This window comes from Ruegeria sp. CDSA141 (genome assembly GCF_059612005.1).
In genome coordinates this window covers 258,690-283,162 of record NZ_JBXWPT010000002.1, presented here as the reverse complement: position 1 = coordinate 283,162, position 24,473 = coordinate 258,690, and the positions used below count along the sequence as shown (strand labels likewise).

Genomic DNA, 24,473 nt, shown 5'->3' with positions numbered 1-24,473 from the left:
CACACATGGCCCGTGAAATTTCGAAAAAGGGACACATGACATGCAGGACCTGATGACAATGATCGCTACCCTCCGCCGCCCACGCATGCTGGCGCGTGCTGCCAGTTTCGGGGCGCGGGATTACAATCGGGAGAGGCATCTGCAACGCATTCTGGGATACGGTTCGCTGCCCAGTTCAGGTCAGGCGCTGGTGCGTTTGGTCGAGATGGAAAAAGAGGTAAATGAACAGCGAAAAGAAGACGATGCCGCATACTCACTGGTGCGGCATCTGGATCTGCTTATTGCGTTGTTGGGTGAGGCGCAGCTGTATCAGGCCAGCCGCGCCTCGGTTCTGCAATAATCAGGAAAACGCATCCGGCATGGAGGCCTTTTTCTCGGCGATATAGGCTTCCAGAGCCGCAGCGGTGTCCGGATCCATCTGGGGTTGCTGATAGTTGGCCAGCAAATGTTCAGCCCGAGCTGTGGCCAACGCTCTCGTGTCACGCGCGCCCTCTTCCTGCCAGGTTTCGTATGGTTTGTAATCCAGCACTTCGGATTTCCAGAAGGATTCCTTGAAGTTGGCCTGCGTGTGAGCACAGCCGAGATAGTGCCCACCCGGACCGACCTCGCGGATCGCATCCATGGCCTGAGCGTTTTCGTCATATGAAACGCCTTTGGCCAGCGAATGCAATACTCCCAACTGATCTGCATCCATGACGAACTTCTCGAAGTCGGCAACCAGACCGCCTTCCAGCCAGCCGCAGGAATGCAGCATGAAGTTCACGCCCGACAGAAGGCCCATGTTCAATGAGTTCGCTGTTTCGTATGCTGCCTGCGCGTCCGGCAATTTCGATCCGCAGAACGAACCAGCCGACCGGTACGGAAGGTTCAGACGACGTGCCAGCTGGCCGGCACCATAAGTGATATGCGCAGCTTCGGGAGTGCCGAAGGTCGGCGCGCCCGAGTTCATATCGATCGATGTCACGAATGCACCGAAGATCGCGGGGGCACCCGGACGGATGATCTGGCTGTAGGCAACGCCGGCCATGACCTCGGCCAGAACCTGCGTCAAAGTACCGGCCACCGAGACCGGCGCCATCGCTCCGCCCACGATAAAGGGTGAGATGATGCAGGCCTGATTATTGCGCGCATAAACTTCCAACGAGCCCATCATCACGTCGTCGAATGTCAACGGCGAGTTGATGTTGGTCAGCGAGGTCATCACGGTGTTTTCCTGCACGAACTCCTTACCGAACAGGATTTCGCACATTTCAACCGAATCCTGTGCCCGGCTGGGATCGGTCACAGAGCCCATGAAAGGCTTGTCCGACAGGGTCATATGCGCCTTCAGCATGTCCAGATGGCGCTTGTTCACCGGAATGTCGGTCGGCTCACATACCGTACCGCCCGAGTGGTGCAACCACTTGGACATATAGGCAAGTTTCACGAACTTGTTGAAATCGTCCATGGTTGCATAGCGGCGCCCACCCTGTGCATCACGCACGAATGGAGGACCGTAAACCGGGGCTAGAACCATGTTACGGCCACCGATCACAACCGATTTCTCGGGGTTGCGGGCGTGCTGGGTAAACTGGCTGGGGGCTGTCTTGATCAGCTCACGGGCCAGACCACGCGGGATGCGCACACGCTCACCGTCAATATCTGCGCCTGCGTCACGCCAACGTTCCAGCGCGGCCGGGTTGTCGACGAAGTTGACGCCGATTTCTTCCAACACGGTTTCAGCGTTGTTTTCGATAATCTCGAGCGCCTCTTCGTTGAGAATCTCGAAATTCGGAATGTTACGTTCGATGTATTTCGCAGTCTCGATACGAACTGCGGTACGCTCGGCACGGCGGGCAGCGCCACCGCCACCTCTCGCCCTGCGCCGGGTGTTTGCCTCTGCCATGAGAAAATCCCGTCTGGTTGGTTAGATTGAGCGTTTTGATACAGGTTTGCCAGAACCCAAGCATAGGGATTGCGGCGCTCTGGGGGGAAAAGCGACATTGCCGCCCCCCAACAAAGCCACCATTTAGTCGGGATCAGCCCCCAACGCTTTTTCCATAGTGAGACCGTTGCCCGCCTGAGCCGTCACTTTCCAACCCATGTGCAGATACATGGCAATCGTGCCCTTCATCATCTTATGGGTTCGCAACCTCAGCTTGGATAGTTTGCGCAACCTTGCTTCTTCTTCGGCAAACTGCATTAATCGCCGCGCGACTCCCTGCCCTTGGGCTTCAGGCGAAACCGCTAGGTTGAACACCATGATTGCGTCGTCGATGCGATCAAAAACGATGGCCCCGACTATACCGCCGGATATTGCAAGCACGACGTGGTGGGTCTTGATGTCAACCGCGGTTCCGGCAGTGACGTCCGGCAGGTCCTCGATCAGGCTTGTTGCATCTGCATAGGCACTTTCCAGGCACCGCGTTACCTCATCTGCATCCGCCACATCAGCAGTTCTGAATGTGATCTTCGACATAGCACCTGATCTTTCCGCCGGTTTGACTCAGCTTTTGTATCAAATGATGCCATACCGCTTGCACATGCAAGGCTTGCAACTTATGAGCCGGTTATGACCCAGACATCCCACGACCGCCTTCTGATCATCGACTTCGGCAGCCAGGTTACGCAGCTTATCGCCCGCCGCCTGCGCGAGTTGAATGTCTATTGTGAAATTCACCCTTACCAGAATGTCACGATGGAATTCGTGCGGGAAATGGCGCCGCGCGCCGTGATTTTCTCGGGCGGTCCGGACAGCGTGACGCGCGAGGGCTCGCCCCGTGCTCCGCAAGAGATTTTTGATTATGGAGTTCCGATCCTGGGCATCTGCTATGGCCAGCAGGTGATGATGCATCAGCTTGGCGGCAAAGTCGAAAGCGGCCATGGCACAGCCGAGTTTGGTCGGGCCTTTGTTACGTCGAAAGACAAACTGGATATCCTGGAGGGCTGGTTCGCGGACGGCGATGAACAAGTCTGGATGAGCCACGGCGACCATGTCAGTGAAATCGCACCGGGGTTTGAGGTATTTGGAACCTCGCCCAACGCACCTTATGCGATCACGGCTGATCCATCGCGGCACTTCTATGCCGTGCAGTTTCACCCCGAGGTACACCATACGCCCAAGGGCGCGAAACTGTATGAAAACTTCGTTAAGCTGGCCGGGTTCAAGGGTGACTGGACCATGGGCGCTTATCGCGAAGACATGATCCGCAAGATCCGCGAACAAGTCGGAGACAAGAAGGTCATTTGCGGATTGTCCGGCGGCGTCGACAGCTCGGTTGCCGCGATCCTTATTCACGAAGCAATCGGGGATCAACTGACCTGCGTGTTCGTCGATCACGGGCTGCTGCGCAAGAATGAGGCCGAAGAAGTCGTCGGCATGTTCCGCGACAACTACAACATTCAGTTGATCCACGCAGACGAATCCGAGCTGTTTCTTGGGGAATTGGAAGGTCAGAACGACCCCGAGACCAAGCGCAAGATCATCGGAAAACTGTTCATCGACGTGTTCCAGAAGCACGCCGATACCATCGACGGCGCCGAATTCCTGGCTCAGGGCACTCTCTATCCCGATGTGATCGAATCAGTGTCGTTCTCGGGCGGGCCTTCTGTAACGATCAAGTCCCATCACAACGTGGGCGGCCTGCCGGAAAAGATGGGCCTGAAACTGGTCGAACCACTGCGTGAATTGTTCAAGGACGAAGTCCGCGCACTGGGCCGAGAACTTGGTCTGCCGCAGAGCTTCATCGGGCGCCACCCCTTCCCCGGACCGGGTCTGGCCATTCGCTGCCCCGGCGAGATCACCCGCGAAAAACTGGAAATCCTGCGCGAGGCTGACGCAATTTACATCGATCAGATCCGCAAGCACGGGCTCTATGATGACATCTGGCAGGCTTTTGTTGCCATCCTTCCCGTCCGCACAGTGGGCGTGATGGGCGATGGCCGCACCTATGATTACGCCTGTGCGTTGCGGGCCGTGACTTCGGTCGATGGAATGACGGCGGACTATTACCCGTTCAGCCACGAGTTCCTTGGCGAAACGGCGACCCGGATCATCAACGAGGTCAAGGGTATCAACCGATGCACATATGACATCACCTCGAAACCGCCCGGGACCATCGAGTGGGAATGATCCGGCAAAACAACACCGCGTTCGACGCCAAAAACGACCCTATCCGAGGAATTCCTTCCAAGCCGTGTTTGAAAAAGTTGGACGCGACCTTGAACCTGACGCTTCATAAGCGTTTCAATGATTCAACGAATTCAATCTTTTTGATCGCGTAGCGAAGGCCCCGACACCGGGGCCGTGACCGCGCGACCAGGTCGGGGTGTGGCACGTGAATCAGACACAAAAAGACACGTTCAAGGCCGCCTTGTGGATGACTGGAGCCATTGCGTCCTTCTCCTCGATGGCGGTTGCTGGTCGCGAACTGAGCGTCGTGCACGACACGTTCGAGATCATGATGTACCGAAGCCTGGTAGGGTTTGTTGTTGTCGCCCTCGTACTGACTGCCACAGGCGGTTGGGTTCAGGTTTCCACGCAACGCTTGGGTTTGCACGCCCTGCGAAACACCCTGCATTTCACAGGGCAGAATCTTTGGTTCTATGCGGTCGCTGTTGCGCCTTTGGCGCAGGTGTTCGCATTGGAATTCACCCAGCCGCTTTGGGTGATTCTGCTGTCGCCACTTCTTTTGAACGAACGCCTTACTGCGCTTAAGATGACGGCAGCGCTTATTGGTTTTGCCGGCGTTCTGATTGTTACGCGCCCTGGTATGGCGCCCTTGAGCCCCGGCCTTGTGACCGCAGCTGCGTCTGCGATTTTCTTCGCATTTACAACGATTTCGACCAAAAAACTCACACGTTTTGCCAGTATCGGCTGCATCGTTTTCTGGCTTACGACCATGCAGGCCGTTCTTGGGGCCATCGCTGCAGGTTTTGATGGACAGATTTCCTTGCCCACAGCGCAAAGCGCACCCTTTTTGATTCTGGTTGGGCTGGCCGGTCTGTTGGCCCATTTCTGCATAACCAACGCTCTTGCCATCGCCCCGGCGACAGTTGTGATCCCATTTGATTTTGCAAGGCTTCCTACGATCGCAGTGGTCGGAATGATCCTTTACCACGAACCCATCGACCATTGGGTCCTGATAGGTGCCGCAGTCATCTTTTCCGGTATTTTCCTGAATATCTGGTCCGAAAGTCGTAACAGTTTAGCAACAGTTGAAAACACTAGTCGCAATACGTAACGCACCGTCACCAGTTGACCTTAAAGTAACCAAAAAGAGAGTATCGCTCATCATACACGGGATAGGCGTTCGTCACACTCAGCTAAACGCCATTGAAACCCGCGGGAGATTGTTAGGGAGGACAGAATGAAAAAAACACTACTCGCGACCTGCGCTTTGTGTGCTGGAGCGACGGCAGGATACGCAGGCGGACTGGACCGCAGTGGTCAGGGCGTAAACCTGATCTTCGAAGAAGGATCAGTGGTTCAGTTTCGGTTGGGATACACCAACCCCAGCGTAACGGGCACCATGCCAGCTTTGGCTGGACCAAACATTGGGCAACCGGTCGATTCCGGTGAGGTCGCGAACGACTTTTTCACACCGCATCTGGGCTACAAAACGTCACTGACTGAAAAACTCGATTTCGCGATCATGTATGATCAGCCCTTTGGTGCCGATATCCAGTACGCAGCAGCCTTTCCGCTATCGATCAACCCGACTAATCCGTCAGACCCCCGCGTCTTGCAGGCAACCGCTGACACAGACGCGATTACAGCTTTGCTGAGGTACAAATTCGACGGTGGCTTCAGTGCGATTGGTGGTGTTCGCGCACAGCGTGTTACGGCTAATATTACCGTACCGCTTGCTGCCGGGTATAACGTTGATACCGACGCGGACGTTGCATTTGGGTACGTTGTTGGTGTGGCTTGGGAAAAACCTGAGATCGCTGCCAGAGTTGCGCTTACCTATAACTCGAAGATTTCACACGATCTTTCTCAGACAGAATCCAGTGCTTTGACTGGGGGTTTGCCCGTTAACTCTTCGAGTGAAATTGAAACACCCCAGTCGATCAATCTTGACTTTCAAACAGGTGTAGCACCAAAGACGCTTCTGTTCGGTTCAATCCGCTGGGTTGACTGGCCACAGCTCGTCTACAACCCGCCAAACTACCCACCCACCAGCAACCTTGTTGACTACGCTGATTCTACCTTCACGTATTCGTTGGGCATGGGGTACCAGTTCTCGGAAGAGTTCAGTGGCGCTGTGACGTTGGGCTACGAGACTTCCCAGGGCACTCCTGTATCAAACCTCGGCCCGACCGACGGGTTCTGGAGCATTGGTCTGGGCGGAACGTACTCGCTGGAGAATGCGAAGATTTCCGGCGGTGTTCGCTACACCGACATCGGTGATGCGACATCTAATGGCGCTGGCCCGAATGCACGCGGAACGTTCACTGGCAACAGCGCCTGGAGCGTAGGCTTCCAGATTACATACGCGCTGAACTAATCCAAAGATGATTATCCTCAAGGCTCCGCTGTTTCAGCGGAGCCTTTTTTTTGCGCAGGTTTCGGGTCGCGGTTCCGTCTGCTGAATGCGAGTGTACGGCCATGAACACGCAAAAACACCTTTCTCAGCGCGCCTGGGCCGAACTCATTTTTCTGGCTGTCATTTGGGGCGCATCCTTTGTGGCCATTCGGATCGCCCTGGATTCCATTCCCGTTATGACATCGGTTTTGCACCGCACGTTCTGGGCGATGCTGGTGCTTTGGCTGGTAGCTTGGGCCAAGGGACTTTCCCTGCCCCGCTCACCCCGCATCTGGGGTGCATTCCTGATCATGGGGTTGCTGAACAATGTCATCCCATTCAGCTTGATGGCATGGGGTCAGCTTTACATCGACTCTGGCCTGACCGCTATTCTGAACGCGACCACGGCCATCTTTGGTGTTCTCGTTGCGGCGCTGTTTTTCAAAGATGAGCGTTTGACACAAGCCCGGGTGATCGGCGTTTTTCTAGGTTTTCTCGGTGTCTCAATCATCATCGGAATTCAGACCTTCACGTCTTTCAGCTTGCAAAACACAGCCCAGCTTGCCGTGTTGGCCGGAACGCTCTCGTATGCTTTTGCCGCGGCTTGGGCGCGGTATCATCTGTCTGACCTTCACCCCGTCGTCGCGGCCGCTGGAATGCTGACCGGCTCGACCCTACTAATCCTGCCCCTGACGCTCATGACGGACGGGGTGCCAACGCTTGCTCTGCCCGCGGTCACCTGGGCTGCGATTGGGTATTACGCCATTGTGGCAACAGCGGGGGCATACCTTTTGTATTATCGAGTCCTGGCGATGGCGGGCAGCGGCAACCTGATGCTGGTGACGCTTGTTATCCCTCCTGTCGCCATCGTGCTTGGCGCGATTCTGCGAAACGAAGCGCTGCCGTCGAATGCCTATTTCGGCTTTGTTATCCTTGCCATGGGTCTTCTGGTATTGAACCGAGCTGGCCGCCACGATTGACGCCGTGCTCTGCCCGATTTAGCAAAGGCAAAAAGGGACAGCACAAGATGATCTATAACACAGCCAAAGACTGGCGCACGGCACGCCGCAAGAAGGTGCTGTTCTTTGGCATGTCCGGTCTGGGTAAGACCTATGTCTCGAACATTCTTCGCGGCTCAGGGAACTGGTTTCACTACTCGATCGACTATCGCATCGGCACCCGGTACATGGGCGAATACATTACCGACAACGCAAAGGCCGAGGCGATGAAAGTCCCGTTCTTGCGTGACCTGCTACTGTCGGATTCAATTTATATCGGCTCCAATATCTCGTTCGCAAACCTGACTCCGGTCGCAGCCTATCTGGGCAAACCGGGCAACCCTGCCCTTGGCGGATTGGAAATGCCGGAATACCGACGCAGGCAAGAACAGTTTCGACTGGCCGAAATACACGCTCTGCTGGATACCGAGTATTTCATCGACCGCGCCGAGCGTCTGTACAAATACCCCCATTTCATCTGCGACACCGGCGGATCGATCTGCGAGTGGGTGGACCCCGAAGATCCGAACGACCGGGTACTGTCCGAGCTTTCGCAACACACCCTGATGATCTGGCTGAAGGGGGATGAGGAACACACGGCAGAGCTTGTACGTCGTTTTGACAAAGCCCCTAAGCCCATGTCCTATCAGGCCGAATTCCTGACCAGAGCCTGGACAGACTATCTGGAACAACACGGATGTTCGGAAACCGATATGAATCCCGATGATTTCGTCCGTTGGACCTATGCGCAGGCCTTGGCGCACCGTCAGCCGCGCTACGAAGCCATGGCGAATAACTGGGGCGTGACGATTGCAGCCAATGACATCGGCAAAATCCGCGACGCCGCCGATTTCGATGAGTTGATCGAACACACCCTTGAGACCAGGCACAAAAACGCCTAACTACCAGTTTTCACTAATCCCTTAGAAGCCTGACATATGCCCATCAAAATCCCTTCAGATCTGCCTGCTTTTGACGTCCTGACCAAAGAGGGCGTCATGGTCATGGACGAAGATCAGGCAATGCGTCAGGACATCCGCCCACTGCGCATCGGCTTGCTGAACCTGATGCCCAAGAAAATCCAGACCGAAAACCAGTTCGCGCGTCTGATCGGGGCAACTCCATTGCAGATCGATCTGTCTTTGATCCGCATGACTGAACACCGGACCAAAACCACCGCCGCCGAGCATATGTCCGAGTTCTATCGTCCCTTTCAGGAGATCAAAGATCAGAAGTTCGACGGTCTGATCATTACCGGCGCCCCGATCGAACATCTGGAATTTTGTGATGTCACCTATTGGGATGAAATCAGCGAGATCTTCGACTGGACTCAAACCAACGTGCATTCCACCTTTGGTGTGTGTTGGGGCGGGATGGCGATGATCAACCATTTTCACGGTGTCAAAAAGCACATGCTGGACGCAAAAGCCTTTGGTTGTTTCCGGCATCGCAACCTGGATCTGGCGTCTCCGTTCTTGCGCGGTTTCTCGGATGACTGCGTCATTCCGGTCAGCCGATGGACGGAAATGAAACAGGATGAAATCGATCGCGCACCCGGGCTGAGAACCCTGTTGGGCAGCGACGATGTCGGCCCCTGTCTGGTCGAAGATCCCGGCCATCGCGCGTTGTATATCTTTAATCACTTCGAATATGACAGTGACACGCTGAAACAGGAATATGATCGGGACGTCAGCAACGGCACGCCTATCAACGTACCTATCAACTACTATCCCGACGATGATCCATCCAACACGCCGCAGAACCGGTGGCGCAGTCATGCACATCTGCTGTACGGCAACTGGATCAACGAAATCTATCAATCCACGCCTTTCAACATGACAAAAATTGGCCACTAAAGTCCTGATATTCCTTGGCCTGGCCGTTCTGGGCCTTGTCATACTGACAACCTGGCGCAGCGCCCGGAACGAAGCGCTGGCCGAGGCGGCTTACCCACCCGAAGGTCAGATTCTGGATGTAGGCGGCCTCGCCGTGCACGCCGTGGTCATGGGGGACGGTCCTGATGTCGTTCTGATCCATGGTTCCAGCGGGAACACGCGCGATATGACCTTTGCGCTGGCCCCTATTCTGGCCAAGTCATACCGCGTGATCGTTTTTGACCGACCGGGGTTGGGCTATTCCGAAAGCTTCAATCCGAATGGTGAAACCCTCATTGAACAGGCGGATATCCTGCAACAGGCGGCGGCTCAGCTTGGGGCGGAAAAGCCCATCGTGGCCGGGCAGAGCTATGGCGGATCTGTCTCGCTGGCCTGGGCCGTGACCCGACCCGAGAATATCTCGGCTCTGGTTCTGATAGCTCCGGCCGCTATCCCGTGGGAAACGCCTTTGGATGGGTTCAACCGGCTTGCGTCAACCACGTCGGGCAATGCGCTGGCCTTGCCCCTGATCAGCTCTTTCGTGCCCGAATGGTACGTAACACAGGCGTTGGACAAGGTGTTTGCACCGCAAACGGCGCCGGAAGGCTATGCCGAGCACTTTGGGCCAGGGCTGACGATCCGGCGCGGCTCGATGCATGCAAATGCCAAGCAACGCGCCAACCTGCTGGACGAAGTCACCCGCCTGCAACCCAGATATGGCGAGATTTCCGTACCGACCGAAATCATTCACGGAACGGCCGACGATACCGTTGGTCTAGAATGGCATTCTGAACGTCTGATCGAACAAATCCCCGGGGCCGAGTTGATCGAGTTACCGGGTGTCGGTCATATGCCACAGGTGGTCGCAGCACCCGAAGTTGCCGCCGCGATAGATCGCGCGGCGCAGCGAGCGGGTTTGCGTTAACCCAAGCTCTAATCCATAGTCAGATATGGATTTTATCGCGAGGTGACATATGGCCCGGTCAGGAAAAGGCTCCATCGAGAAGTATTTTCGGAAAGACGCGCCCAAATCTGTACGGGAAGAGATTCAAAACGCGAAAAAGGGCGATATTCTGAACCCGACCTACCCGTATTCTGAAAAAATGAAGTCCAAGGATTATGATGAGCAGATGGACCTGCTCCAGATTGAATTGGTCAAAATGCAATCCTGGGTCAAGGAAACCGATCAACGGGTAGCCATCATTTTCGAAGGCCGCGATGCCGCGGGCAAAGGTGGCACCATCAAGCGGTTTCGTGAAAACCTGAACCCCCGCGGCGCGCGCAACGTTGCGCTGGCCAAACCATCAGACGCCGAACGCAGCCAGTGGTATTTCCAGCGCTACATCCTGCATCTGCCCGCCGCCGGAGAGATCGTGTTCTTTGATCGCAGTTGGTACAATCGAGGCGTCGTCGAGAATGTCTTTGGCTTCTGTTCACAGGAGCAGCGTGAGCGGTTCTTCCGACAGGTCCTGCCGCTTGAAACCGGTCTGGTGAATGACGGCATCCATTTTTCTAAATTCTGGCTTAATGTCGGGCGTGCAGAACAGCTGAACCGTTTTCTGGCGCGCGAAAACGACCCTTTGAAGCAATGGAAGCTCAGCGCGATCGACGTGGCAGGGCTGAACAAATGGGACGAATACACGCAGTCGATCTCGGAAACCCTGACCCGATCGCATTCTGATGCCTGCCCGTGGACAATTGTCCGTTCTGACGACAAAAAACGTGCGCGCCTTGCGGCCATCCGAACGGTTCTGCATGCCTTGGACTATGAAGAGAAGGACAAGAAGAGTATCGGCGAGGTTGATGCCCGTATCTGCGGTGGCCCGGACGTGTGGGAGGCATAAATTGTCGCTCTGCCCTGCCCTGTCGATGCCTTCACGATCATGTATTGGACGACAATGCATCGGTGGTCTATGTCCTTGTCTTCCAACACCCAATCAATGCAACTGAGGCCGGGATGACGAAACGCGGTTATCACCACGGAAACCTGAAGCAAGCCCTGATCGAGGCAGCCTTGTCCCTGATCGAAGACAAGGGCCCGACCGGTTTCACGCTGTCCGAGGCCGCAAAAACTGCCGGTGTCACGCCTGCCGCCGTCTATCGTCATTTTCAAGGGCGCGAGGACCTGATTGCCGAAGCCGCAAGGCAGGGGTTTGAGATGTTCGCAGACTTGATGCAATACGCCTACGACGAAGGACAGCCTTCATCCCTTGCGGCTTTTGAAGCAACGGGGCGTGCTTATCTGGCCTTTGCACGCAAGAATCCCGGGCATTACATCGCCATGTTCGAAAGTGGAATATCCCTGAACCGCACGCCTGAATTGTCCCTGGCAGCCAATCGGGCGAAGTCTGTTCTTGAGCAAGCGGCCGCTGACCTGTCCCAGCATATTCCACCGGAAAAGCGCCCGCCTGCCTCGATGTTCAGCGCGCATATCTGGGCGATGAGCCACGGGGTCGTCGAGCTGTATGCCCGAAATACCGGCGCAACTTCGCCTTTCCCCCCCGAGGACTTGTTGGAAAGCGGTATCGGTATTTATCTGCGCGGTTTGGGTCTGATCCCTCAGGACGAATGACGCCAGTCAGAATGAACGACTGCTCTGCGGCATACTCAAACCTGATGTCACATTGATCAGATCCATCTCACCCATCCCCTTGATATCAACGCACCCCAGATCCGAGACCTGAAACTCGTCGATCAGAGCATATTTCATCTCTTCCGGGGCCACGATATTCATGGGGTTGGCAAAGACCTGCAACCGGGATGCGATGTTCACGGCAGGGCCAAACACGTCATAGACATATTTCTGAATGCCCACGACCGATCCTACAGCCGCACCCATACCCAATCCGATCCGGGCCTGCCACTTATGCGGATGGCTTTCGTTGCGGCGCTCGAGATAGCGGAGAAACCTTACCGCGCAATGCGCCACTGCGGTCGCATGATCCGGTGTGGGATCGGGCATGCCCGACACGGCCAGATAGGCATCGCCAATCGTCTTGATCCGCTCACACCCGAATTGTTCGACGATCCGGTCAAATGCCGTGAAGATGTCGTTCAACTCACTCAAGGTCACTGTCGGGTCGGTCTTGGCCGCGAAATCCGTGAACCCGACAAAATCCAGCATCACCACCGAAACCTGCTGATACAGCTGCGGTGTGACAACGCCAAACGTCTTGAACTCTTCATACACCGCTCGCGGCATCAGGTTCAGCAACAGGCGTTCCACCCTCTCCTTTTCGCGCTCAAGCTCTCGGGTATTTCGCTCGACCATGGTGGAATAGCTGTCAATCATGCTTTCCAACTCCCGAATGCGGGTGATGTTCTGACATTCAACAATCAGCACCTGTTCGGACAACCCGCTGGCCAGCGAGACTGTGACCGCAAAAATCAGTGTCCTTCGCTTTGGTTTGATCTGCAATTCGACCGAGTACCGAAGGCCAGATTGCTTCACATCCTCCAGTTCCTTCGGGTCGAGATCAGAAAGAACGTCGCTTAGGGTACTGCCATTGTCAGGTGTACCGAACCATTCCCTGAAGGGCCCGTTGTGAAACACGAACTGCAGGTCGGATGCACGTACTACGGCGACGCCCACTCCGATCGCGCGCAGCAATTGTTCGTTTATAGCAAGAATGCTCATGCCGCATTCCGGGCGACGATGATCGAACGCTTTCCTTCGATCGCCTTCAGCGCAGTTTTGACGTCGCCGTCCGACATACCATGCTGACTCAGCGCGTCGCCAAAGAGCTCGGCCATGACGTCGAATTCATTGTGTGATATGTTCAAATGCCGATGAACCACTTCGATCCTGTCATCACTGAAAGATGCCGGCCCGCCAATCAAGGACGAAACGAACTTGGTTTGATGGTCGATCAAACGCGGCATATCAATGTCTTCGAAATGGTGGCCGATCTCATCCGAGTCCAACGCCATTTCATAGAAAGTCATCACGACTCGGCTGATCGTTTTGAAGCCGCCATATTTTTCATAAAGTGTCTGTGCCACACGTATACCCGCGCGTTACCAATCAATAACCCCACAACTCTATATCAAATCGATTTTTTTGTTAACGCTTATGATTTTCTAACAGGGAACGATCAAAAACCGTCTTGTTGTACTGGAAAAACCACCAAAGCTTCGCTGGTGCCGAACCTGTTCCACCACAAACGTACCGTTTCTGGCCTGACCTCGATCCGACGTTCAAGCGGCATTAGCTATTTTTTGAATGTGAAAACGGGAAAGAAATGAATTGCACACCACCAACGGGAATATCTCTTGGCTAATCCTGAAGTGCTCCAATGGACTGGTCTGGGTGAACCTTGGACGCAAGCCAGCCCACCCCTCCGGAAGACATTTTCGCCTGATAAGCCCCCGGAACCTGTCGCTCAAAGAGAATTGTGTTCCAATACAGCGTGTCCTCATGTTCACATGAAGAAAATTAGGCACAACCATCGAAAGGACCGAAAGTGCAGGAACATGGATATGCGTCTGGGCGCCTAAATCTACCTTTCGTCGGAATATCGACCTTCGGAAAATCTCCATACATCGAAAACTGGGACAGAATTGATGCCGATGTTTGCGTCCTCGGCGCGCCCTTCGACTTTGGCACGCAGTGGCGCCCGGGTGCTCGGTTTGGTCCCCGGGCCGTTCGAGATGCATCGACCCTTTTCAGTTTCGGCCATGCTGGCGCCTATGATCATGAGGATGACGCGACCTATCTGGACAACTCGGTTCGGATCGTCGACCTGGGGGACGCGGATATTGTCCACACCAAGACCGAGACCAGCCACAAGAACATAGCCTTTGGTGTGCGAAAGATTCTAGAGGCCGGAGCCCTTCCGCTGGTGATTGGCGGTGATCACTCGGTCAACATCCCCTGCATTTCTGCATTCGAAAGCAACTGCGCTGAAAACGGCCCAATACATGTCGTTCAAATCGATGCGCATTTGGACTTTGTCGATGAACGTCATGGCGTTACCAACGGGCACGGAAACCCCATGCGCCGCGCGATCGAGAAGGTCTATGTTTCAGGGATGACCCAGTTGGGTATTCGAAACGTTTCGTCCACGTCCAAGGAAGGGTATGACGACGCGCGTGCGCGCGGATCGGATATCCTGTCGGTACGGCAGGTTCGCAGACTTGGAACAGAGGCTGTTCTTGACCGCATACCCGCGGGAAAACGGTACTACGTGACTATTGATATCGATGCATTTTGTCCATCGATCGCACCAGGGACCGGAACTCCAAGCCACGGAGGGTTTCTGTACTATGACGTTCTGGAGATCCTTCAGGGGCTCGCGAAAAGAGGTGACGTGGTCGGCATCGATCTTGTCGAAGTGGCCCCTGCCTACGATCCCACTGAAAGCACTCAGATACTGGCAGCGCAGCTTCTGCTGAATTTTCTGGGCTTCATATTTCACGAACGCGCTCTACACACGTAAAATAGCGGGTGGAGCCGAGGCTCCACCCCAAAGCATCAGGCGCCGATAATGTTGTGACCCGGCCCGTAGGGGAATCCGGTGATGTTTTCGGCTCCGTCTTCACCCACTACCAGAATATCATGCTCTCTGTAGCCGCCCGCACCGGGCTGGCCTTCAGGGATCCACAGCATCGGCTCGATCGAGACCACCATGCCGGGTTCCAGCGCGGTGTCGATGTCTTCGCGGAGCTCCAGACCGGCTTCGCGACCATAGTAATGGCTAAGAACACCAAACGAGTGGCCATAGCCGAAGGACCGGTATTGCAGCAGGCCTTCGTCGGCAAAGAACCGGTTGATCTCGGCTGTGATACCGGAACAGGTGGCACCGGGTTTGATCAGGCTGAGGCCAAGTTCATGCGCGGCCACATTGGCCTTCCACAGCCGCAGGCTGTCGGCATCCGGCTCGCCCAGAAACAGGGTCCGTTCCAAGGCGGTATAATAGCCCGAGATCATCGGAAAGGTGTTCAGTGACAGGATATCGCCTTTTTGTAGTGCGCGTTTGGTGACCGGGTTATGCGCGCCGTCGGTGTTCAAACCCGATTGGAACCAAACCCAGGTGTCGCGATATTCGGCATCAGGATAGGCACGCGCGATTTCCACTTCCATCGCGTCTCGGCCGGCCATTGCAACCTCGATCTCGGTTGCGCCTTCGCGGATTGCGGCATGGATCGCAGCACCACCCACGTCGGCAGTACGGGCACCGCCCTTGATCAATTCGATTTCTTCAGCGGATTTGATCATCCGCGCGGCCATGGTGTCCGTCGCGATGTCAACCAATTCAGGCTCGCCAAGCATGCTCAGCGCTGTGTCGCGCGCCGCCAGCGTCATGTGGTCGCCTTCGATACCGATCCGTTTTGCATTGCCGATCAGGCTCGCAACTGCACGCCAGTAGTTGTCGCGCTTCCAGTCGGTATAAATCACGTTGTCTTCAACCGACCGGCGCCAAGGTTGTCCGGCATCAATATTGGCGGACACGGTGGTGCAGCTGTCCTGGGTCACAACGCAGCCATAGGGGCGCCCGAACGCACAGTACAGAAAGCCTGAGTAATAGGCGATATTCTGCATCGACGTCAGCAGCACCACTGGGATATCCCTCCTGGCCATGATCGCGCGAAGCTTGCCAAGACGGCGGTCATACTCGGCTTTGCTGAACTGCAACGGGGCCTTGTCACCATTGTGGCACGTGAAGAACTCGGGGCGGTTTGAAATGTCAGTCATCTCTGGTCTCTCATCTTTGCCGGGCATGCAACTCCCGGCCACTTGTCCCGGCGTTCAGGACAGGCGGTCTCGGGGTCCGAGAGCCGATCACCTCCGTAGTCGCCGCGACGCCATCGCAGCGGAGATGAACAGGTGAATCGTTAGATCAGACGGTTTGCTGCGTCAAGCGGGCGAAAGACCCCGCAAACGTTCAGACCGACGCCGCAACAGTTCGACCGTAGTCAGCAAAGCAATAGACAGAACCACAAGGATTGTCGCAACCGCAAGAATGGTTGGACTGATCTGTTCCCGCAGGCCGGTGAACATCTGCCACGGCAACGTCTTTTGGCTGGCGGAGCCTACAAACAGCACCACAACCACTTCGTCGAATGATGTGATAAAGGCAAAGAGACCGCCAGATATGACGCCCGGCAGGATCAACGGCATCTGAATCTTGAAGAAGGTTCGCACGGGTCCAGCACCCATATTGGCTGCCGCCCGGGTCAGAGACCGATCAAAACCGACCAGAGTCGCGGTCACGGTGATGATCACAAACGGAATACCCAGAACGGCGTGGGCCAGAATAACTTTCAGATAGCCCACGAAATTCTTGTTCATGCCCAACGTACCTTCGAGGAAGCGCCCGATATCACTGTAGAAAAAGAACATGCCCGTCGCCGAGATGATCAGCGGGACAATCATCGGAGATATCAGAATTCCCATAATCGCACGGCGCCCGGGAACGTGAGACTGGCTGAGTCCAATGGCAGCCAGTGTTCCCAACGTTACCGAAATAACCGTCGCGATCGGCGCAATGATGAGCGAATTCTTGAAGCTGCGCTGCCATTCGTTGTTGGTGAAGAAGTCTCGGTAGTGCTTAAGGGAATAGCCTTCCGGGTCCAGCCGCAGCATCTCGGGGGTGAATGTAAAGAAATCCTCTGCGTTGAAAGACAGCGGCAACACCACAAGGATCGGTGTGATCAGGAACACGAAGATCGCACCACAGATCACGCGAAACAGATAGTGATAAAAAACCTGTTGTGCCGTGAGGTATGGCAGCAGCTTGCGCCGATACCGCCCCTCGTACAACCAGAAGATAAACCAGGCGAAAAACCAGCCGCCGAGCAATCCCAATACTCCGCCCATCAGCCCGGCCACTATGAAACCAACGACACCGAACCCGATGATGTTGATCCAGCGTGCGAGGTTTTCGTTCTTCACGAGATTTATGTAGACCCAAGCCAGCCCCGCGATCAGGACAGCTCCACCCAAGATACCCAGAAGGACCGAACCATTTCCGGCCCCGACAAAAATACCGGCAAAAGCCCCTGCGAGTGCGACACTGGGCAAAACCATGGACATGGGTTTGCGGGATATCGGTGTCAGTGCGGCCATCTTGATTATCCCAACTTCACGTTATCGATGCCCACGATCTTGTCGTAGACCCAGTAGAGCAGCAGCACGACCGCCAGAAGGATCGTACCCAAGGCCGCAGCCAGCCCCCAGTTCAGTGAGGACGAGATGTGATAGGCGATCCGGTTCGAAATAAAGACACCCTTGGTGCCGCCCACGATCTCGGGCGTGATGTAGTAACCGATTGCCAGAATGAACACGAGGATCGAACCGGCCCCGATCCCGGGCACGGATTGCGGGAAGTAGATACGCCAGAATGTCGTCCAGTTCGTCGCTCCCATGGATTTGGCAGCGCGCGTATAAGACGGCGGTATGGTCTGCATCACCGAATACATCGGCAAGATCATGAACGGCAGAAGGATATGCGTCATCGCGATGATGGTGCCGATCTGGTTGTTAATTATAATCAGCCGAGCGTCATCAGCGACCAGCCCCAGCCAAACGAGGGTATCGTTAATAACCCCCTGTTGTTGCAACATGACCTTCCACGCGGACGTTCGCACCAGAAGAGACGTCCAGAAGGGCAAAAGAACCAGTATCATCAACAGGTTCGACACCCGCATCGGAAGTGTCGCCAATAGGTAACTGACAGGGTATGCGAGCAGGATACAAGCGCCCGTTATCACGAGCGACATGAACAGAGTACGCCCGAAAAGCTTGATGAGGATCCGCTTGTCTTCGGGTTGGGCCTGCGCGCCTTCCGGGGTTCTGCGCATATCGACGGCGTTCAGGAAGTAGCCATTGGTGATCGCCGGTGAATGGGTCTTGATCACGCGCCAGGTTTGCGGATCTCCCCAGCCCTCATGGATCTCGATCAGTTTTTCCTTGAAAGGCGCATCTGCTTCAGGATCCAGTTTTTTGATCTGACGCCCGGATTTGCGGAACATCGAAGACATGCCAGTCTCTTCGTAGTTCAAACGCGATCCGAGTCTCGTGTGCTGTTTGTTTTCAATCGCAACAATCATGTCGCGGACAAAGGCGTCGTATACATCCTCTCCCGGCAACTCTCCCGACTGCTCGTCCCAATTGTTCAGAGCTTCAACGGTCAAGGGAAGTGTGTCGGACACGATGCTGTTTTCAACGGACCGGAACAGCATCGATGCGATGGGAACGATGAATGAAAACAGGACAAAAAGAAGAAGCGGCGCAATCAACATCAACGCCCGGAGCTTTTGCCTTCGCAGCGAGCGCGCCAGCGACTGCTTAAGCGGTGTTCCATCAGCGGCCAACATTGGGCCCGCGTTTTGGGTGACGTCAGTCATTGTTGCCCCTTGGCTTTTCTTGGGTCAGGGGCAGTTTCCCGCCCCTGACAGTGTCACCAATTCAAAACTGGCTTATTGCGCCAACCACGCCTGGAATTTGGCGTCGATGTCGTCACGGTAGTCCGCCCAGAACTCGTAGTTGTACAGGAACGTGTTCTTGGCGTTTTCCGGATCGGTCGGCATGTGCGGCGCCATGTCGATACCCAGTTCGGCATGCTGCCCAACCAGCGGAGCCGACGATGCGCGTGCCGGACCATACGAGATGTACTTGGCCTGATCCGCAAGACGCTGGGTGTCGGTCGCGAACATGATGTAGTCCAGCGCCCGCTGCTGACGCTCTTCACTCAGGCCGGCAGGGATGATCCATCCATCCAGATCGAACACCTGTGCGTCCCAAAGCATGGCGACGGGTTGCTTCTGCTCTTCGATCACGCTGAACAGACGGCCGTTATAGGTTGAACCCATGACAACCTCTCCGTCGGCCAGCAGCTGCGGCGTGTCAGCACCCGCGGACCACCAGACAACGCTGTCTTTGATCGTGTCGAGCTTGGCCAGCGCCTGATCCTGTCCTTCCGGAGTGGCCAGAACGTCATAGACATCGTCCTTTGCGACGCCATCGCACAACAGGGCCCATTCCATATTGTTGATCGGGCGTTTTTCCAACGAGCGCTTGCCGGGGTAAGTCTCCAGATCGAACACAGCGCAGATATCGGTCGGTGGTGTATCGCCTACCAGATCGGTACGGTACCCGAAGGTGGTTGAATACACGATCTGCGGGATAAAGCAGTCGCTGACCAAAAGGTCGCCGAAATCCTCGGAGGCAGACGTGCCATCCGGCGCCGACGCAAGCTGAGCGTCAAAGTTGATTTCAAGCGCAAGACCTTCGTCACAAAGACGAATTGCGTCGGCAGCCACAACATCAACCACATCCCAGGTGATGTTGCCGGCTTCGTTCATCGCGCGCAGTTTCGCAACTGCTTCGGCCGAGCTGTCATCATTCAGAATGGTGACACCTGTCTTTTCCGAATAGGGCTCGTGGTACGCCTTTAGCTGTGATTTGGAATAGGCGCCGCCCCAGGAAACGATCGTCATTTCTTCTGCGAATGCACCGCCAGCAACTGCCCCAAGTGCCGCTGCTGTTAACAATGTTTTGGTTGTCTTCATGAATTACTCCCAGTTCTTCCCGTTTATGTGTGTGGTCGGCTGATGCACGGGTTTTCACCAACCGGTCCCTCAGTGAGGTCGCGCTTGTTCCGCGCGACTTGGCCTATGCGTCGAGCGCACGACAATCCTGAGCCAGCCAGCCGATCTCGATCTCCTGCCCCGGGGACAGGCGGATCGCGTCTGGCGCGTTCCGGGTCTTGACGATGAACTCATCATTTCCGGCAACGGACATGCGGAAACGGAACACGTCACCCATGTAAATGAATTCTTTGACGGTTGCCTTCAGCGTATGTGCATCGGCGTGCAGGCGATCCTTGTTGAATTCTACCCGCTCGGGCCGGATCGATACTTTTGTCCGTTCGCCGGGTTCGCGAACATTGATCGGAACAGCGTCAATTTCAGAGCCATCATCCAGCTGGACGAGGCATGTATCGCCATCAATCGTCTTAATGACGCCTTCCATTGTGTTGTTTTCCCCGATGAACTGCGCAACGAAGCTGTTTTCCGGTTCTTCATAGAGCTGATCAGGCGGCGCAAGCTGCTGAATGCGGCCATCGTCAAATACGGCAACACGATCCGACATGGTCAATGCTTCGGTTTGGTCGTGGGTAACATAAACCGTGGTGATTCCCAGTTCATGCGCAAGACGTGTGATTTCGAACTGCATATGCTCACGCAGTTGTTTGTCCAAAGCGCCCAGAGGTTCGTCCATCAACACCAGTTCGGGTTCAAAAACCAAAGCGCGCGCCAAGGCAATTCGCTGTTGTTGACCGCCGGACAACTGAGCCGGACGTCGGCCGCCAAACGCACCCATCTGAACCATGTCCAGAGCACGTTGAACCTTTTCCTCCCGTTCAGACTTGCCCAGTTTGCGGACCTCCAAAGGGAACGAAAGGTTTTCGGCCACCGTCATGTGTGGGAACAGGGCATAGTTCTGAAAAACCATACCAATTCCGCGCTTATGCGGCGGAATATTGTTGATGGGTTTCCCGTCAAGGAGGATTTCGCCATGGGTCGCGGTTTCGAACCCGGCGAGCATCATAAGACATGTTGTCTTACCGGAACCCGACGGCCCGAGCATTGTAAGGAACTCACCCCTGGGCATCGCAAGATTTAGATCTTTAACGACGAGATTCTCGCCATCATAAGACTTCTGAACGCGTTGGAATTCGACAAACGCGGCGTCGTTCGTTGTACCGGTCACAAGACCCCCTGTTTCGTCAAATGATTATCCGAGAGCTTCGGATTTCATTGATCTGTAGGCAGCAGTTAAGACCATGCAGCCAGCATTTGGCAACTCTATTTGGCGGACTTTCTGCATTTTGAGTTCAACCTTAACACTCATTGAAAGCCGCTCAAGTCTCGCATGTGCCATGCAAGGCTTTGATTACTCGAAAGAACAGGCTTTCCGATCCGTTCACGAATCTCAGGGATTGCTTCAAGGGTGCGCAGGTTGGTACAGCTGAGGAAAACGGCCTCAACCGACGGATCAGATCCCAGTTTTGTTGCGGCTTCAATCACGGACTGCACCGAAATCCGAGCGACCTTTGCCTCTTCGGCCTGTCCGAATGTCCCGAAAACATCCATGGTTAAGCCGTTTTCCGAGAACGCGTTACGCAGCGGTGCGTTGACCTCTTCCACGTAAGGCGACAGCAGCGCAAACTTAGAAACACCAAGGTCCGCAGCGCAGGCCGTGGCCGCACGCAAAGGGTTTGTAACTTCCTCTGTTTTGCACGACTGCTTGATGAGTTCCTCCACACGCCCTGATCCAATGACGGAACTGGCCGACGTGCAGCCATAACCTACCACCCGAAAAGGTCGCACGCTGGGCAATAATTCGGCCGCTGCCGGCAACGCCTTTTCCATCTCGGCAAGGCTTTCCGTTGTCACTTCAATGCCACTGGGAATCCGTGTTACATACAACGGACTTTTCCGGTCCGTGAAATACGTGCTGAATTCCGGCTCAATCGTCTCGTCGACCTGAAGTACGATCAATCCAAGTGGCGCGGCTTGCGGGTCGTCTTCGTCAAGCGTGTAAGGCACGTAAGTCATAGCTCAAGAATCTCCGGCCCGATGCGCGGGCTGATAAAGCGCGGGGCATCGTCTGTTAGGACAATGTTTTCTTCGTGAACCAAGATCTTGTCACCAACTGCAATACCCGGCTCCAGGGTCAGCACCATACCGGGTTCAAGAACGGTCTGGTCCGTCGGGATGAGGGACGGCCATTCAGTCAATGACATGCCCAACCCATGCCCCAGCCGACCGGCATCTGTGCCTTCAGAATCCTTGGTCAGCACCGTGTTCATTGCATGAAACAACTCTGCGGCGGTTGCGCCGGGCCGCGCGATTTCGAATGCAGCATCTGACGCTTCTATCAGCCTGGTGTAAGCAGATTTCACGTCGGAATTTGCTGGGCCGACAGACCAGTTGCGGTCGAAATCGCTGAAATAGCCATCCCAGACCAAGCCGGTGTCAAGCATCAGTACATCGCCATCCTTCAAGGGGGACGAAGACGCAGGCGAAATCACATCAGAATAACCGCCCTGCTCTGCCCCACCTGCGAGATATGGCACCCAGTCGGCGCCCTCTTCCAGACAGAGTATCTGGAAACCGCGAAATACTTCATCCAAAGGCACGCCGGCCCGTGCAATCTCGGGAACGCGCGCGAACGCGCGACCAGCTATGGCGCATGCAGTTTCGATCTTGGTGATTTCTGCATCGGATTTGACCATGCGAAGCTGGCGCAAAATACCCTGATCTCCGGTGATGCAACGCGAACCGAGACTGTTTCGCAGGCGTTCAATGTCCGACAAGGGCATACGCGCGTGCGTCTCGTGCCCATCCGGCATTCCGATACGACCTTTGGGGGGCGTCAGTTCCGTCAGGGCATCCGTCAAAAGCGAAACGCCGTCATCCTGAAGGTCGGGTGAGCTCCACGTTCGGATGTCGTCGATCCAGGTTTGCCCCATCAATGAGGCGCCGATCGAGGGGATAACTGCGACCGGTTTGCCAGCCGCAGGCAGGATCAGGAACCAAGGGCGGGTCGGGCTTTCCCAGAATCTGGTCAGGTACCCGGTAAAGTAGCGCACATCGGTTTCCGTGGTCAGCAGCAGCGCCGACAGGCCCGCGGCACTCATCATCACCTGTGCGCGTTCAGTACGCGCGGCAAATTCTTCTGGATCGAACCCTCTCATCCGGCGGCCTCAGAGGTGGTGCGCCGCATGCAGGCTGAACCGATGAATCGACGCAGCCTGAATGGCCCAGTCTTTCGGCCCGTTCGGTGTGGATTGATATCGGTTTTCATGCACCCCCCGGAATTTTCATTCGTTGACGTGAGCGGATCGGTAGGGTTCTGTCAACCACAGTCTTTTGTTGACCGGAGGCGCCAATGACCCACTCTGATCCAGCCTTCAGCCAGGCGGAATATGATCGCCGTCTTGCCAAGACCCGAAAGGCGATGGCCGCAAAGGGAATTGACTGCCTTTTTGTCGAAGACCCATCGAACATCGGGTGGCTCACCGGGTATGAGGGATGGTCTTTTTACGTTCACCAGGGTGCCCTGGTTTTTCTTGACGCGGACCCAATCTGGTGGGGGCGTCGGCAGGATACAAACGGTGCGCTGCGTACGGTGTGGATGGGGGACGATCGGGTTTTCGGATACGCCGATCACTTCGTGCAGTCGACCACACGGCATCCAATGCAGGATCTGGCCAAGCTTATTGCTGACTGCGGACACGGCCAGAGCCGAATTGGGGTGGAGCTGGATAATTATTATTACTCGGCCAAAGCCCATATTACACTGACAACTGAACTGCCCGGGGCGACGCTGATAGATGCAACGGCTTTGGTCAACTGGCAACGGGTTGTAAAATCCGGCGAAGAAATCGCCCTGATGCGCAAGGCGGCCCGAATTTCAGAGTTTGTGACTGACGGCGTGCTTGAACGCGTTGAACCCGGCCTGCGCAAGAACGAACTGGTCGCGCAGATTTACCATGACGCGATAACGGGCGTCAAAGATGACTGGGGGGATTACGCGGCCATTGTACCACTGTTGCCGTCAGGGTCAGACGCCGCCGCGCCACATCTGACCTGGAATGGTGATGTGTTCAAATCGGGCGAATGCACCTTTTTTGAGTTGTCCGGCTGCTATCGCCGATATCATGCTCCGTTCTGTCGGTCGGTGTTTCTGGGACGGCCGCCTGATCATCTTAGAAGGGCCGAGGCGGCTTTGGTTGAAGGGTTGGAGGCGGGTCTGGAGGCTGCGCGGCCCGGCAATCGCGCAAAAGATATCGCCAAAGCGCTGGCCGCACCGCTGGAACGTGCGGGGATAGAACGCGGTGCTCGCTGTGGCTATCCTGTAGGCCTCAGCTATCCTCCGGACTGGGGCGAGCGCACGATCTCGTTGCGGGACGAAGACAATACGATCCTCGAAGCCGGGATGACATTTCACTTTATGCCCGGGCTATGGATGGATGATTGGGGGCTTGCGATCACCGAGACCATCCTGATCGATGAAAAAGGACCGGCAGAGTGTCTGTGCAAACGACCACGCAAAATATTCGTCAAGCCCTGATAGGCGCACG

At 55.5% G+C, this 24,473-nt stretch carries 23 protein-coding genes; 12 read left to right on the top strand and 11 right to left on the bottom strand.

Features of this window, described 5'->3' with window-relative positions; translation table 11 throughout:
* Positions 1-40: 40 nt before the first annotated feature.
* On the top strand, positions 41-340 hold the full coding sequence (locus tag AC2FLP_RS05280; protein ID WP_117869120.1) for a DUF6477 family protein: 300 nt from the start codon (positions 41-43) through the stop codon (positions 338-340).
* Here the strand turns inward: AC2FLP_RS05280 and AC2FLP_RS05275 are convergent, their stop codons facing one another.
* Together AC2FLP_RS05275 and AC2FLP_RS05270 are read right to left on the bottom strand one after the other, a co-directional pair.
* The gene (locus AC2FLP_RS05275; RefSeq protein WP_299896669.1) at positions 341-1,885 is read right to left on the bottom strand and encodes a trimethylamine methyltransferase family protein; all 1,545 of its coding nucleotides are present in this window, start codon (positions 1,883-1,885) and stop codon (positions 341-343) included. It abuts the gene before it with no gap.
* A gap of 123 nt (positions 1,886-2,008) precedes the next feature.
* Entirely contained in the window at positions 2,009-2,458 is a 450-nt protein-coding gene (locus tag AC2FLP_RS05270) for a GNAT family N-acetyltransferase (protein ID WP_496681981.1), read from the bottom strand.
* 93 nt (positions 2,459-2,551) lie between these two features.
* On the opposite strand from AC2FLP_RS05270, the gene guaA reads away from it, so the two are divergent.
* The 9 genes from guaA (at position 2,552) to AC2FLP_RS05225 (ending at position 11,950) form a co-directional block, all read left to right on the top strand.
* Positions 2,552-4,111, top strand: coding sequence for a glutamine-hydrolyzing GMP synthase (gene guaA / locus AC2FLP_RS05265; protein WP_496681979.1), 1,560 nt, complete (start codon positions 2,552-2,554; stop codon positions 4,109-4,111).
* 205 nt (positions 4,112-4,316) lie between these two features.
* On the top strand, positions 4,317-5,222 hold the full coding sequence (locus AC2FLP_RS05260; RefSeq protein ID WP_496681977.1) for a DMT family transporter: 906 nt from the start codon (positions 4,317-4,319) through the stop codon (positions 5,220-5,222).
* 126 nt (positions 5,223-5,348) lie between these two features.
* The gene (locus tag AC2FLP_RS05255; RefSeq protein WP_496681975.1) at positions 5,349-6,488 is read left to right on the top strand and encodes an OmpP1/FadL family transporter; all 1,140 of its coding nucleotides are present in this window, start codon (positions 5,349-5,351) and stop codon (positions 6,486-6,488) included.
* Between the two features lie 101 nt (positions 6,489-6,589).
* Positions 6,590-7,486, top strand: a complete 897-nt coding sequence (locus AC2FLP_RS05250; protein ID WP_496681972.1) for a DMT family transporter — start codon at positions 6,590-6,592, stop codon at positions 7,484-7,486.
* 47 nt (positions 7,487-7,533) lie between these two features.
* Positions 7,534-8,406 carry an ATPase gene (locus tag AC2FLP_RS05245; protein ID WP_496681969.1) on the top strand — a complete coding sequence of 291 codons (873 nt, stop codon included), beginning with the start codon at positions 7,534-7,536 and terminating at the stop codon, positions 8,404-8,406.
* 36 nt (positions 8,407-8,442) lie between these two features.
* Positions 8,443-9,360, top strand: coding sequence for a homoserine O-acetyltransferase MetA (gene metA, locus AC2FLP_RS05240; RefSeq protein WP_117869128.1), 918 nt, complete (start codon positions 8,443-8,445; stop codon positions 9,358-9,360).
* Positions 9,350-10,303: an alpha/beta fold hydrolase gene (locus AC2FLP_RS05235; protein WP_496681967.1), complete on the top strand. Its 954-nt coding sequence runs from the start codon at positions 9,350-9,352 to the stop codon at positions 10,301-10,303. Before metA ends, AC2FLP_RS05235 begins: the two co-directional genes overlap by 11 nt.
* A 49-nt stretch (positions 10,304-10,352) precedes the next feature.
* Positions 10,353-11,222: a polyphosphate kinase 2 gene (ppk2, locus tag AC2FLP_RS05230; protein WP_496681965.1), complete on the top strand. Its 870-nt coding sequence runs from the start codon at positions 10,353-10,355 to the stop codon at positions 11,220-11,222.
* 113 nt (positions 11,223-11,335) lie between these two features.
* On the top strand, positions 11,336-11,950 hold the full coding sequence (locus AC2FLP_RS05225) for a TetR/AcrR family transcriptional regulator (protein ID WP_496681962.1): 615 nt from the start codon (positions 11,336-11,338) through the stop codon (positions 11,948-11,950).
* A gap of 6 nt (positions 11,951-11,956) precedes the next feature.
* On the opposite strand, the gene AC2FLP_RS05220 is transcribed toward AC2FLP_RS05225, so the two are convergent.
* Positions 11,957-13,015: an adenylate/guanylate cyclase domain-containing protein gene (locus AC2FLP_RS05220; RefSeq protein WP_117869131.1), complete on the bottom strand. Its 1,059-nt coding sequence runs from the start codon at positions 13,013-13,015 to the stop codon at positions 11,957-11,959.
* Positions 13,012-13,380 carry a group I truncated hemoglobin gene (locus tag AC2FLP_RS05215; protein ID WP_117869132.1) on the bottom strand — a complete coding sequence of 123 codons (369 nt, stop codon included), beginning with the start codon at positions 13,378-13,380 and terminating at the stop codon, positions 13,012-13,014. The genes AC2FLP_RS05220 and AC2FLP_RS05215 overlap by 4 nt, the downstream gene beginning before the upstream one ends.
* 461 nt (positions 13,381-13,841) lie before the next feature.
* Here AC2FLP_RS05215 and speB point away from each other — a divergent pair, with 461 nt between their 5' ends.
* Positions 13,842-14,816, top strand: a complete 975-nt coding sequence (gene speB / locus AC2FLP_RS05210) for an agmatinase (protein ID WP_496681959.1) — start codon at positions 13,842-13,844, stop codon at positions 14,814-14,816.
* Positions 14,817-14,851: 35 nt separating this feature from the next.
* Here speB and AC2FLP_RS05205 read toward each other — a convergent pair whose 3' ends face one another.
* From AC2FLP_RS05205 to AC2FLP_RS05175, 7 genes are all read right to left on the bottom strand, one after another.
* Positions 14,852-16,072, bottom strand: coding sequence for an aminopeptidase P family protein (locus AC2FLP_RS05205; RefSeq protein ID WP_117869134.1), 1,221 nt, complete (start codon positions 16,070-16,072; stop codon positions 14,852-14,854).
* A gap of 162 nt (positions 16,073-16,234) precedes the next feature.
* Positions 16,235-17,446, bottom strand: a complete 1,212-nt coding sequence (locus AC2FLP_RS05200; protein ID WP_117869135.1) for an ABC transporter permease — start codon at positions 17,444-17,446, stop codon at positions 16,235-16,237.
* A 5-nt stretch (positions 17,447-17,451) separates the two neighbouring features.
* Positions 17,452-18,726 carry an ABC transporter permease gene (locus AC2FLP_RS05195; RefSeq protein ID WP_496681956.1) on the bottom strand — a complete coding sequence of 425 codons (1,275 nt, stop codon included), beginning with the start codon at positions 18,724-18,726 and terminating at the stop codon, positions 17,452-17,454.
* Positions 18,727-18,798: 72 nt separating this feature from the next.
* A complete protein-coding gene (locus tag AC2FLP_RS05190) occupies positions 18,799-19,890 on the bottom strand; it encodes an extracellular solute-binding protein (protein WP_496681954.1) in 1,092 nt (363 codons plus the stop codon).
* Between the two features lie 103 nt (positions 19,891-19,993).
* Positions 19,994-21,094, bottom strand: a complete 1,101-nt coding sequence (locus tag AC2FLP_RS05185; RefSeq protein WP_117869138.1) for an ABC transporter ATP-binding protein — start codon at positions 21,092-21,094, stop codon at positions 19,994-19,996.
* A 137-nt stretch (positions 21,095-21,231) separates the two neighbouring features.
* A complete protein-coding gene (locus AC2FLP_RS05180; RefSeq protein WP_496681952.1) occupies positions 21,232-21,942 on the bottom strand; it encodes a maleate cis-trans isomerase family protein in 711 nt (236 codons plus the stop codon).
* Complete coding sequence (locus AC2FLP_RS05175; protein ID WP_117869140.1) at positions 21,939-23,084, bottom strand: M24 family metallopeptidase; 1,146 nt, start codon at positions 23,082-23,084, stop codon at positions 21,939-21,941. Before AC2FLP_RS05175 ends, AC2FLP_RS05180 begins: the two co-directional genes overlap by 4 nt.
* Positions 23,085-23,278: 194 nt before the next feature.
* Between AC2FLP_RS05175 and AC2FLP_RS05170 the strand changes: the two genes are divergently transcribed.
* Positions 23,279-24,463, top strand: a complete 1,185-nt coding sequence (locus AC2FLP_RS05170) for a M24 family metallopeptidase (protein ID WP_496681949.1) — start codon at positions 23,279-23,281, stop codon at positions 24,461-24,463.
* Positions 24,464-24,473 lie beyond the last annotated feature (10 nt).

Coding starts and splice junctions, on each gene's coding strand:
- AC2FLP_RS05280 (WP_117869120.1), top strand. CDS start 41: ATGCAGGACCTGATGACAATGATCGCTACCCTCCGCCGCCCACGCATG.
- AC2FLP_RS05275 (WP_299896669.1), bottom strand. CDS start 1,885: ATGGCAGAGGCAAACACCCGGCGCAGGGCGAGAGGTGGCGGTGGCGCT.
- AC2FLP_RS05270 (WP_496681981.1), bottom strand. CDS start 2,458: ATGTCGAAGATCACATTCAGAACTGCTGATGTGGCGGATGCAGATGAG.
- guaA (WP_496681979.1), top strand. CDS start 2,552: ATGACCCAGACATCCCACGACCGCCTTCTGATCATCGACTTCGGCAGC.
- AC2FLP_RS05255 (WP_496681975.1), top strand. CDS start 5,349: ATGAAAAAAACACTACTCGCGACCTGCGCTTTGTGTGCTGGAGCGACG.
- AC2FLP_RS05250 (WP_496681972.1), top strand. CDS start 6,590: ATGAACACGCAAAAACACCTTTCTCAGCGCGCCTGGGCCGAACTCATT.
- AC2FLP_RS05245 (WP_496681969.1), top strand. CDS start 7,534: ATGATCTATAACACAGCCAAAGACTGGCGCACGGCACGCCGCAAGAAG.
- metA (WP_117869128.1), top strand. CDS start 8,443: ATGCCCATCAAAATCCCTTCAGATCTGCCTGCTTTTGACGTCCTGACC.
- ppk2 (WP_496681965.1), top strand. CDS start 10,353: ATGGCCCGGTCAGGAAAAGGCTCCATCGAGAAGTATTTTCGGAAAGAC.
- AC2FLP_RS05225 (WP_496681962.1), top strand. CDS start 11,336: ATGACGAAACGCGGTTATCACCACGGAAACCTGAAGCAAGCCCTGATC.
- AC2FLP_RS05220 (WP_117869131.1), bottom strand. CDS start 13,015: ATGAGCATTCTTGCTATAAACGAACAATTGCTGCGCGCGATCGGAGTG.
- AC2FLP_RS05205 (WP_117869134.1), bottom strand. CDS start 16,072: ATGACTGACATTTCAAACCGCCCCGAGTTCTTCACGTGCCACAATGGT.
- AC2FLP_RS05200 (WP_117869135.1), bottom strand. CDS start 17,446: ATGGCCGCACTGACACCGATATCCCGCAAACCCATGTCCATGGTTTTG.
- AC2FLP_RS05195 (WP_496681956.1), bottom strand. CDS start 18,726: ATGACTGACGTCACCCAAAACGCGGGCCCAATGTTGGCCGCTGATGGA.
- AC2FLP_RS05190 (WP_496681954.1), bottom strand. CDS start 19,890: ATGAAGACAACCAAAACATTGTTAACAGCAGCGGCACTTGGGGCAGTT.
- AC2FLP_RS05180 (WP_496681952.1), bottom strand. CDS start 21,942: ATGACTTACGTGCCTTACACGCTTGACGAAGACGACCCGCAAGCCGCG.
- AC2FLP_RS05175 (WP_117869140.1), bottom strand. CDS start 23,084: ATGAGAGGGTTCGATCCAGAAGAATTTGCCGCGCGTACTGAACGCGCA.
- AC2FLP_RS05170 (WP_496681949.1), top strand. CDS start 23,279: ATGACCCACTCTGATCCAGCCTTCAGCCAGGCGGAATATGATCGCCGT.